The sequence below is a fragment of the Rahnella sp. AA genome (genome assembly GCF_002834385.1).
Lineage (GTDB): Bacteria > Pseudomonadota > Gammaproteobacteria > Enterobacterales > Enterobacteriaceae > Rahnella.
Genome location: NZ_PITQ01000001.1, coordinates 595457 through 606295 on the forward strand (window position 1 = coordinate 595457; position 10839 = coordinate 606295).

At 47.6% G+C, this 10839-nt stretch carries 8 protein-coding genes; 6 read left to right on the forward strand and 2 right to left on the reverse strand.

The window, feature by feature from the left end; translation table 11 throughout:
- The first annotated feature begins 6 nt into the window (after positions 1-6).
- The 5 genes from CWS43_RS02635 to CWS43_RS02655 all read left to right on the forward strand — a co-directional run bounded on the left by CWS43_RS02635 (position 7) and on the right by CWS43_RS02655 (position 6432).
- Complete coding sequence (locus CWS43_RS02635) at positions 7-990, forward strand: polysaccharide pyruvyl transferase family protein (protein ID WP_101075297.1); 984 nt, start codon at positions 7-9, stop codon at positions 988-990.
- Between the two features lie 123 nt (positions 991-1113).
- The gene (locus tag CWS43_RS02640; protein WP_101075298.1) at positions 1114-2535 is read left to right on the forward strand and encodes a mannose-1-phosphate guanylyltransferase/mannose-6-phosphate isomerase; all 1422 of its coding nucleotides are present in this window, start codon (positions 1114-1116) and stop codon (positions 2533-2535) included.
- A 14-nt stretch (positions 2536-2549) separates the two neighbouring features.
- Positions 2550-3929, forward strand: a complete 1380-nt coding sequence (gene cpsG / locus CWS43_RS02645; RefSeq protein ID WP_101075299.1) for a phosphomannomutase CpsG — start codon at positions 2550-2552, stop codon at positions 3927-3929.
- Between the two features lie 132 nt (positions 3930-4061).
- Positions 4062-5216 (forward strand): glycosyltransferase family 4 protein, encoded by a 1155-nt coding sequence (locus CWS43_RS02650; RefSeq protein ID WP_101075300.1) that lies wholly within the window; start codon positions 4062-4064, stop codon positions 5214-5216.
- A gap of 133 nt (positions 5217-5349) precedes the next feature.
- Positions 5350-6432 (forward strand): GDP-mannose 4,6-dehydratase, encoded by a 1083-nt coding sequence (locus tag CWS43_RS02655; RefSeq protein WP_101075301.1) that lies wholly within the window; start codon positions 5350-5352, stop codon positions 6430-6432.
- Positions 6433-6529: 97 nt separating this feature from the next.
- On the opposite strand, the gene CWS43_RS02660 is transcribed toward CWS43_RS02655, so the two are convergent.
- Together CWS43_RS02660 and CWS43_RS02665 are read right to left on the reverse strand one after the other, a co-directional pair.
- Entirely contained in the window at positions 6530-7912 is a 1383-nt protein-coding gene (locus CWS43_RS02660; protein ID WP_101075302.1) for a fructose-specific PTS transporter subunit EIIC, read from the reverse strand.
- 103 nt (positions 7913-8015) lie between these two features.
- The gene (locus tag CWS43_RS02665) at positions 8016-8834 is read right to left on the reverse strand and encodes a shikimate 5-dehydrogenase (RefSeq protein ID WP_101075303.1); all 819 of its coding nucleotides are present in this window, start codon (positions 8832-8834) and stop codon (positions 8016-8018) included.
- Positions 8835-9016: 182 nt separating this feature from the next.
- Here CWS43_RS02665 and CWS43_RS02670 point away from each other — a divergent pair, with 182 nt between their 5' ends.
- Complete coding sequence (locus tag CWS43_RS02670) at positions 9017-10789, forward strand: SgrR family transcriptional regulator (RefSeq protein WP_101075304.1); 1773 nt, start codon at positions 9017-9019, stop codon at positions 10787-10789.
- Positions 10790-10839 lie beyond the last annotated feature (50 nt).

Here is a 10839-nt window from a genome sequence, read left to right on the forward strand (position 1 = left end):
TGGGGTATGAATAATAAGTTTGGGGTTCTGACATATGAGAGTGATATCTATGTCAAGCGTAACTGGATTAATCTTGGTGATTATGTTCAGAGTATCGCTGCAAGGCAGTTTTTACCTTCTGTAAATTATTTTGTTCCTCGTGACCATTTAAACTCATATCAAGGTGACGATGTTAAGATTATTATGAATGCCTGGTATATGGACATACCACAAAACTTCCCTCCGTCAAGTAAGGTTAGCCCGCTGTATGTTTCTATACATATAAACTCTACAATTGCTGATGAATTTTTCACCCCGGCGACAATTGAGCACTTTAAACAAAATGAACCTATCGGGTGCCGGGATTTCTACACCCGGGATTTACTCATTAAAAAAGGTGTAGATGCTTATTATTCCGGGTGTATGACGTTGACGCTTGGCGAAACATATAAGCGAGATAACGTCACTGACGATATTTATTTTATTGATGTAATGTACGATTCGATGACCTTGCCTGAGCTCATTAGAAAACCGTTGCGGTTTGCGAAAAGAATATTAAATGGCAGGGCTTTTGAGTTCAGGCACAGGAATAAAGTGTTGAGGAAGTATTTCACAGATGAACTGCTCAGCAAGGCAAAGTTTGAAACTCAGATTATAAAATATATATCGGCCAATGAAGGATTTGAGCTTGCTGATAATTTTCTAAAGCGCTTAGCCAATGCAAAACTGGTCGTGACCTCCCGCATTCACACCGCATTACCTTGTCTTGCTATGGGAACGCCCGTTATTTTTGTTAATGGTGGTTTTAAAAATAAAGTTGATAACTGTCGTTTTGACGGGCTTTTTGATTTCTTCAATAGAATTGACGTTGATAATCATGCGAATTCCAGCGTGAATTTTAAATATTCTGATGGGAGAATTGGAATAAACACGTCGATAAAGAACAAGGATCTTCATGCCGAATTTGCAGAGAAATTAATAAATACGTGTGATGTTTTTTCAAAGAATTAATTCACTTTAATCTTTACGCTTTTGCGTCATACCGGCTTTTCCCGCTATTGAATAATGGAATTCTTAATAGCCCATCAATTCCGGTTTTTCTGTAGAGGTAAGCCATTATATAAGAGGGTAATCATGATCCTTCCAGTCATTATGGCCGGTGGCACGGGCAGTCGTTTATGGCCGATGTCCCGTGAGCTTTATCCAAAACAGTTCCTTCGCCTTTATGGCGAACAATCAATGTTGCAGGAAACAGTAAGCCGATTAAAAGGTTTTGAGGTATCTGAACCTCTGGTTATTTGTAACGAAGAACACCGTTTCCTGGTTGCCGAACAATTAAGACAGATTAACCAACTTTCAAATAATATTATTCTCGAACCCGTTGGCCGCAATACAGCTCCCGCCATTACGCTTGCTGCGCTCAGTGCTATCGATAACGGTTATGATCCGTTATTGCTCGTACTGGCTGCTGATCATGTAATCGAGAACCCTGCGGCCTTCCACCAGGCCGTTCAGAATGCGATTCCTTTTGCCGACCAGGGCAAGCTGGTGACTTTTGGTATCGTGCCTTCAGGGCCGGAAACCGGATACGGGTATATACAGCGAGGTACAGAATTCAGCGGCGGTTCCGGACCTGCTTTTCAGGTTCGGCGGTTTGTCGAGAAGCCTGATTTACCAACGGCACTGCAATATCTGGAGAGCGGCGAGTATTACTGGAACAGCGGCATGTTTTTATTCCGTGCCAAACGTTTTCTCGAAGAAATGGCTACTTACCGGCCCGATATACTCGAAGCTTGTCTGAAAGCGATCGAGGCATCTCATTCTGATGAACAGCAAGATTTTATCCGTGTGGATAAAGAGGCTTTTATTGCCTGCCCGGATGAGTCGGTTGATTACGCTGTGATGGAGAAAACAACGGATGCGATTGTTGTTCCTTTAGACGCGGGTTGGAATGACGTGGGGTCTTGGGCGGCACTGTGGGAAGTGAACAATAAAACGGCGGAAGGAAATGCCGTGTCCGGCGATGTATTTACTCATAATGCAAGCAATTGCTATATCAATACGGATGAAAAATTAGTTGCCGCTATTGGTGTAGATAATCTGGTTATTGTAAATACTAAAGATGCTGTCTTAGTTATCGATAAATCACAGGTTCAGGACGTTAAGAAAGTCGTCGAATATTTAAAATCCAGCCAGCGCCGGGAATATCGTTTGCATCGTGAATCATACCGACCCTGGGGACGCAATGATAATGTGGTGAATACTGCCCGTTATCACGTTAACCGGATAACGGTTAAACCAGGTGGCCAGTTTTCTCTGCAAATGCATCATCACCGCGCAGAGCATTGGGTCATACTCTCTGGTACCGCCAGGGTTATTCTGGAAGATAAAAACTATCTGCTTACTGAAAATCAATCGACTTTTATTCCTATTGGTACCCAGCACATGCTGGAGAACCCGGGGAAAATTCCTCTGGAGCTTTTGGAAATTCAGTCAGGCTCATATCTGGAAGATGACGATATTATCCGTATAAAAGATCATTATGGTCGCTGTTAATCTGAGGATGGAATATGTCAGATAAATTGACTTGCTTTAAAGCGTACGATATTCGCGGTGAATTAGGTGCCGAACTCAATGAAGATATTGCTTACAGAATTGGTCGGGCTTACGGCGAATATTTGAAACCCAAAAAGATGGTGTTAGGTGGCGATGTGCGTTTAACCAGCGAAGCACTGAAACTGGCACTGGCAAAAGGTCTGCAGGATGCGGGCACTGATGTCGTCGATATCGGCATGACGGGAACAGAGGAAATTTATTTTGCCACATCCCACCTGGCTCTGGATGGCGGAATAGAAGTCACGGCCAGCCATAATCCGATGAATTACAACGGTATGAAGCTGGTTCGGGAAGCATCCAAACCTATCAGCGGAGATACAGGGCTTCACGATATTCAGCTTTTGGCTGAAGCTGATAATTTCGACACTGCTGAGCCGGAAAAACGAGGGAGTTATGAGCAAACCTCGGTATTGGAAGCCTATATCGATAAGCTGCTCAGTTTTGTCGATTTAAAGAATTTTACGCGTCCGCTGAAGCTGGTATTTAATTCTGGTAATGGTGCTGCCGGACATGTGATTGATGCCATTGAACAACGGTTTATTCAGGCCGGAGCGCACGTCGAGTTCATTAAAGTCCACCATAGCCCTGATGGTACCTTTCCGCATGGCATCCCTAACCCGCTGTTACCTGAGTGCCGGCAGGATACGACTGACGCAATCATTAAACATAAAGCCGATATGGGCATCGCGTTTGATGGCGATTTTGACCGGTGTTTCCTGTTCGATGATGCGGGCAATTTTATTGAAGGCTACTATATCGTTGGTTTGCTGGCTGATGCTTTTTTGGAAAAAAATCCCGGCTCCCGGATTATTCATGATCCACGCTTAAGCTGGAATACTATTGATATAGTGACTGGCGCGGGCGGTATTCCTGTTATGTCGAAAACCGGGCACGCATTTATTAAAGAACGTATGCGTCAGGAAAACGCCGTCTATGGCGGAGAGATGAGTGCCCATCATTATTTTCGCGATTTTTATTATTGCGACAGTGGAATGATCCCGTGGTTGTTGGTTGCTGAACTATTGCATGTCAAAGGGAAGTCTCTACGGCAGTTAATTAATGATCGGATCACCGCATACCCCGCTTCGGGCGAAATTAACAGTTACCTTCCGCAACCGGGCGAATCGATTGCCAGAGTACTGGCTATGTATGAAAATGAAGCGCTTAACGTTGATCACACAGACGGTATCAGCCTGGAGTTTGATGAGTGGCGTTTTAATCTTCGCAGCTCTAATACTGAACCCGTTGTCAGGCTCAATGTAGAATCAAGGGCGAACAGTAAGTTAATGCAGGAACAAACCAGACGGATCCTTTCTATACTTCGTAGTATGTAATTATCGGGCTTTTGTCTAAGTGGGCAATATTCCTTTTTCACTAGAGGTATGTTGCTCATTTTTAATCACTCGATTTTTTATTGCTTTATTTTTATAAATACAATCAAAATCATATTCATGGGGTTTTAAATTATGTCACGTGACGTAAGTGTAGGGATTATTGCTGACTGGCTGGTGACATATGCAGGGGCTGAGAAAGTGATTGCGGAATTTATCCGGTTATATCCGGAGTCTGACATTTATTCTGTTGTTGACTTTCTTTCAGATGACTCACGAAAATTATTTTATGGCAAAGAGTCCCAAACCTCTTTTATTCAACGATTACCTTTTGCCAAAACAAAATACCAACAGTATCTGCCTTTAATGCCCCTGGCGATTGAGCAGCTTGATGTGACGAGGCACGATATTATCCTTTCCAGCAGTCATGCGGTCGCAAAAGGCGTTCTTACCGGTCCTGACCAGTTGCATATCAGCTATGTTCACTCGCCGATCCGTTATGCATGGGATTTTCAGCATCAGTATCTGAAGGAGACCGGGCTGAACAAAGGGCTAAAAGGCAAGCTCGCACGCTGGTTTTTACATAAAATCAGGATGTGGGATTACCGGACTGCCAACGGCGTTGATCACTTTATTGCAAATTCCCATTTCATTGCCCGCAGAATAAAAAAGGTCTATGGGCGTGATGCCGATGTGATTTATCCCCCTGTTGATGTTGAACGATTTACTTTGCAGGAAAATAAAGAAGATTTCTATTTTACGGCTTCCCGCATGGTGCCTTATAAGCGGATAGATCTCATCGTTGAGGCGTTCAGCCAAATGCCAGATAAAAAGCTGGTAGTGATCGGTGATGGGTCCGAAATGGCTAAAATAAAATCGAAGGCGGGTAAAAATATCGAAATACTCGGCTATCAGCCTGATGATGTGATGCAAGATTACATGCGCCGGACAAAAGCATTTGTTTTTGCGGCAGAAGAAGATTTTGGTATTACGCCGGTAGAAGCTCAGGCCAGCGGGACGCCGGTTATTGCGTTTGGTAAAGGAGGCGTTCTTGAAACTATCAGGCCTTACGGTGAGTCTAACCCTACCGGCGTTTTCTTCACTGAACAGACTGTCGCTTCGTTGTTACAGGCTGTACGCCAGTTTGAAATGGTTAAGGATTCCATCCTGCCGTCTAATTGCCGTGAGAATGCATTAAAATTCTCTGCGCAAAGATTCCATCAGGAGTTAGATGTGTACATCAAAACGAAGTGGCAAGATTTTAACGAGCATAAAAAAGTTGTTTATTAATCTTCATTTAAAAAAATTTATTTAAGGTTATCTCGTCTTTGCATTTTTAACTCATCTTATACTCAATGACTTTGCAATTATAATCGGGCATTCAGTTTGATGCGGATGTTAAATTGTAATCAAAGGACTTTATATGTCTAAAGTTGCACTCATTACCAACATAACCGGGCAGGATGGGTCGTATCTGACTGAGCTTTTATTAAAAAAAGGCTATAAAGTTCACGGCGTCAATCTGCATTATACGCAATCTGCGGAATCTGTCGGCGAGGTTCAGCGCCCGCACAATCCTCATTTATCGTTTCATGACTGCCACGGAGAAAATGCGCAAGGGCTGGATGATTTACTTGCCACTCTCCGGCCCGATGAAATTTATAATCTGGATGTTGCGGAGCCTGTGATTATCGAACCTGCATTTTCGGAACACCCGGCTCATGGTGCGGGGATCAGCGCATTGAGAATGCTGGAAGCAATCCGTGCACAAGGGCTTGAACACAGTACCCGCTATTATCATGCTTCATCTTCCGAATTATGCGGTCTGGTTAAGGGAATGACGATAAACGAAATGGTGACGTTCAATCCTCCGTCATCGGCTGCCGTGGCGCAAATATGCGATTTTTGGGCGGCCGTGAATTATCGGGAGACTTTCGGTATGTATGCCTGCAATGGCATTCTCTTTAATCATGAATCTCCCCGCCGTAGTGAAAATTTTGTCACCCGTAAAATTACCCGTGGTTTAGCGAATATTACGCAGGGGCTCGAAGGGTGTCTCTATCTTGGCAATCTGAATGCCCTGCGCGACTGGGGGCATGCCAGGGATTACGTCAAAACGCAGTGGCTGATGCTGCAACAGGCTAAACCCGAGGATTTTGTCATTGCGACGGGCGTGCAATATACGGTGCGTCAGTTTGTCACTTTCGCCGCGCTGGCGTTAGGGATAAAGTTGCGGTTTGTCGGTAAAGGGCTGGAAGAAAAAGGTGTGATTGCCGCCATCATCAGCCCGGTTGCTGCCGCGCTGAAAGTCGGAGATGTGGTTGTGGCGATTGATCCTCGTTTCATCCGCCCTGAAGAAATCAGCCAGGTTTCAGCGAACCCAACCAAAGCCCGTCGGCAGCTGGGCTGGGTGCCGGAAACGTCATTGCGGGATTTAGTCATCGAGATGGTGCAGGCGGATCTTACCACCGCCAAAGAGGCTGCCCGGCTGAAATTGTATGGATGACGTCTTTTGATCCCACCGAATCACCGGATATAAGAAGCCGAAGAATGCACACACATTCTTCGGCTTTTTTTATCTCAATTTTTAGTGCAACGGGAGGTCAGACGGTCGGAGACAGCTCTGTTTGAACCGCGGGTTTTAACGCCGCATACATAATTCCTGTCATGGCAGTCCCGGCAATAATTGCCAGCAGGTACATCAGCACATGCCCCACCGCATGCGGGATAGCCAGAACAAATAATCCGCCATGCGGGGCCATCAGCGTGCAACCAAAGAACATGGATAATCCACCGGCCAGCGCGCCCCCGGCCATCGTTGAAGGGATCACCCGCATGGGATCGCGTGCCGCAAACGGGATTGCTCCTTCAGAAATAAAGCACAACCCGAGGACAAAAGAAGCCTTACCCGCCTCGCGCTCCTGCTGTGAAAATTTCGATTTTGCTATCCAGGTGGCGACGCCCATACCCAGTGCGGGCACCATCCCTGCGGCCATGATGGCTGCCATTGGCTGGTAGGATTGTGAGGCCAGCAGCCCGACGCCAAATGTATACGCCGCTTTATTTACCGGTCCACCCAGGTCAAAACACTGCATCGCCCCCAGAAGGATCCCCAGTAATACCGCGTTGGCTGTCGTCATGCCCGCCAGGAAATTAGTCAGCCCCGTCATGACCGCGGCCACCGGGCCGCCAACGACATATATCATAACCAGCCCGGTGACCAGAGACGCCAGCAGCGGGATCACCAGCACCGGTTTTAATGCCTCCATCGACTGAGGCAGAGTGATGGCCCGGGCAATATATCGGGCAACGTAGCCTGCGAGAAAACCGGCCACTATGCCTCCTAAAAAACCGGCTCCGCTGGTTGTGGCCAACATCCCTCCAATCAGGCCGGGTGCAAGACCGGGGCGGTCAGCAATCGAAAAGGCAATAAAACCGGCTAATACGGGCACCATCAGGGCAAATGCCGCTTTGCCACCGATTTGCATCAAAGCCGCCGCCAGAGTGCCTGGCTCTTTAAATGCCTGAATGCCAAAAACAAATGACAGCGCGATGCACAGCCCGCCTGCGACAACCAGGGGGAGCATATGGGATACTCCCGTCATCAGATGCTTATAAACGCCGGGTAATTCTGATCTGGCTGATGCCCCGGAATGAGAACCTGCGGCCTCAAAAAGTGTGGCAGATTCAAACGCGCGGGCAATCTCCTGAGCCGGTTTTTTTAACGCCGCACCGGTGCTGGTCCGGTAAACCTTCTTTCCATGAAAACGGGATAAATCCAGCTCAATATCCGCCGCAATGATGACCACATCAGCGTCCTGTATTTCCGCTTCCGTGAGTGCATTTTTGGCTCCAACGGAGCCCCGTGTTTCGACTTTGATCCAGTCGCCTTGTTGAGTTGCTGCGATCTGGAGGGCTTCAGCAGCCATAAAAGTATGCGCCACACCGGTAGGACAAGCAGTGACGGCAATAATACGTTTGCTCATAGGGTACGCCTTATATTTTAATAAAGTTTGTGGGTAAGGCTGGTTTTTATTTTTCTGAATAAGATGTTTTATCTTTTTTATGGGTCTTAATTTATCTCCGTTTTTATTGTCTGGAATACGCTGCCGCCTTTTTAAAGAGTTCTTCTGAAGGTCTGGCACCGGTATAAAGAGCAAACTGTTCAACAGCCTGAATAGCAAAAACCTCAGAGCCGGTGATGACTTTTTTATTTTTTTCTCTGGCATAGCAAATCAGCGGTGTTTGTTCCGGCAGGGCAACAACATCGAAGATGACTTTGGCAATATCAACTTCCTGTGGCGTAAACGATAATTTATCGGCGTCTTCGCCGCCCGCCATGCCGATAGGGGTTGCATTAATTAATAACTCAGGCTGTAAGCCTTCCATGTCCGGACGCCATTCATAACCGCAGAACTCCGCCAGATTGCGCCCGCTGAGTTCATCTATCGCGATAATATAGCCTCGTTTAAAACCGGCATCTTTTAGCGCACACGCCACCGCTTTTGCCATGCCGCCGCTGCCACGTAAAGCGAAGCTCAGCTCAGGTGAGACCTGATATTGTTTTAGCAAAGTCGCGATGGCGATATAATCAGTATTATAAGCTTTCAGATGTCCGCCGGTATTAACAATAGTATTGACTGAATTAATTGCCTTTGCCGACGCATCCAGTTCATCAACCAGTGCAATACATTCTTGTTTAAAAGGCATTGAAATTGCACAACCCCGGATCCCTAATGCCCTGACCCCCTGAATGGCCGCGGATAAATCCGTGGTGGTAAAGGCTTTATAAAGAAAGTCCAGATCCAGGGCGTCGTAAAGGTAATTATGAAAACGGGTGCCAAAATTACTTGGCCGTGCCGCAAGTGACATACAGATTGTGGTGTCTTTATTAAGATGTTGTGTCATGGCTTTATCCGGAAATAATAATGTTATCCAATAGCGACATTCACCGGTCGGGTGGGGAAATATCGCTGCAGTGATGCTCCGTTATCTGCTTTCAGCGCGTTAGATCTTGCCGTCCCCAAAATAATGGACTAAAAAGATGAGATTAAAAACTGCTGAGTTTTTTCTCTGAAGGTTCCTCTTTTATGAACGGGCGACGACTCGAACAACATTACCGGCGGCTGCTGGCGCTCTATCCGCAGCGGGATGCCATCACAACTTTGCAGGTGCTTGCCGACGCGCTTTGTTGCAGCAAGCGCCATATGCGGGCAATGCTGGTGAAGATGCAGGAAGCAGGGTGGCTGGAATGGCACGCCAGCCCGGGGCGTGGCCATAAGGCCCGGCTTATTTTGCTGAGCAATGAGCACCAGCTGCTACTGGGAAAAGCGGAACATTTGCTGGATATCGGTGATTTAAGCGGTGCCGCCAGCTTGCTGGGTAATGAAAAAAATCTGGTCGCATCCTTGTTGCGTGCCAGGCTGGGCTACAACGTGCGTGATGATTATCAGTCGTTGCGGGTTCCTTATTACCGCACGATGCTTAATCTCTATCCCGGCACTCCGCTGCGCCGCTCAGAGCTTCACCTGGTCAGGCAGCTGTTTAATGGCCTGACCCGCATCAGTGAAGAAAGCGGAAATGTTGAAAAAGATCTGGCGCACTACTGGCATAACATTGACCCCCTTCACTGGCGCTTTTACCTGCGCCCCGGAGTGCAGTTTCACGACGGACGGGGACTGACCAGCCAGGATGTTGTGGTCTCATTAATGCGCAGTGCGCGTCTGCCGCTGTTTTCGCATATCAGGCAGGTGACTGAGCAAGGGACGCTGAGCGTTCTGATTGAACTGACTCAGCCTGATGAGCTTTTACCCCAGTTACTGACGGATGCTGCCGCGATGATCCTGCCTGCCGACCATGGTTCGCGGGTTGATTTCTCCTCGCATCCGGTGGGAACCGGGCCTTACCGGGTATGTGATAACGATGAGTGGCATTTGCGGATGTGCGCATTTGATAACTACTTCGGTTTCAGAGGATTGCTTGACGAAGTGGAAGTGATTATCTGGCCCGATCTGGCACCTGATCATCACGATTTACGCAAACCTGATCTCCCTGTTCCCTCTGCGTGGTTAAGCTCCAGCCTCAGCGATATCGATTATGCCTCCGGGCTGGCGGCAAGCCTGAGTGGCAAACCTTCAGATTTTTCACAAGAGATGTTCCTTGAACAAGGCGGCTATTTTTTGCTGTGTGACGCCCGTTCACCCCGCTGGCAGACGATTGAATGCCGGCGATGGATCCGCGAAAAACTGAATCCATATTTGCTGGTACAGCATTTTATCGAGCCTGTCCGGCCATTTTGGGTTCCCGCAATCAGCCTGTTGCCGGGCTGGTTCCATAGCCTGGAAAGCGGAGATGTTGTACATCCGTTCAGCCATGAAGCGCCCGGGAACCTTCCGGCAGTGCTCCGGCTGGCTTACCACCGCCAACATCCTGAATATCCGATGCTCGTCGAACAAATGCAAAAAATCCTCGGAGGGGAAGGGGTTCACCTGGAGATTGTGCAACTCGACTATGAACAGTGGGCCAAAGGGGAGGGCGAGGCCGATCTCTGGCTGGGCACGGTTAATTTCCCGGTGCCTGAGGCGTGGAATGTCGGCGCATGGCTGTCAGGAATGCCGCTGTTGCAGCATTCTATTTCCGGCGGTAATCCGGACATTTTCAACGCATGGCAAAAACAGTGGCGTGAAGGCTCCCTCAGCGCGAATCAGCTAACACAAAACGTTATCGGGCAAGGGTGGTTACAACCGTTATTTCATCACTGGATGCGCCTCAAAGGGCCGGAGCAGGCGCAGGGTATCCATCTGAACAATCTGGGATGGTTTGATTTTAAAAGCACCTGGATGGAACCCGGACCCGGGCAGTAATACGCGACCTGATATGGCGAAAGGTATTTTGAATCTGGCCGGATGGCCGT

Bases quoted from the DNA above. Each gene is read 5' to 3' on its own strand.
- CWS43_RS02660 (WP_101075302.1), bottom strand. From the start codon at position 7,912: ATGAGCAAACGTATTATTGCCGTCACTGCTTGTCCTACCGGTGTGGCG.
- CWS43_RS02655 (WP_101075301.1), top strand. From the start codon at position 5,350: ATGTCTAAAGTTGCACTCATTACCAACATAACCGGGCAGGATGGGTCG.
- CWS43_RS02670 (WP_101075304.1), top strand. From the start codon at position 9,017: ATGAACGGGCGACGACTCGAACAACATTACCGGCGGCTGCTGGCGCTC.
- CWS43_RS02640 (WP_101075298.1), top strand. From the start codon at position 1,114: ATGATCCTTCCAGTCATTATGGCCGGTGGCACGGGCAGTCGTTTATGG.
- CWS43_RS02665 (WP_101075303.1), bottom strand. From the start codon at position 8,834: ATGACACAACATCTTAATAAAGACACCACAATCTGTATGTCACTTGCG.
- cpsG (WP_101075299.1), top strand. From the start codon at position 2,550: ATGTCAGATAAATTGACTTGCTTTAAAGCGTACGATATTCGCGGTGAA.
- CWS43_RS02635 (WP_101075297.1), top strand. From the start codon at position 7: ATGAATAATAAGTTTGGGGTTCTGACATATGAGAGTGATATCTATGTC.
- CWS43_RS02650 (WP_101075300.1), top strand. From the start codon at position 4,062: ATGTCACGTGACGTAAGTGTAGGGATTATTGCTGACTGGCTGGTGACA.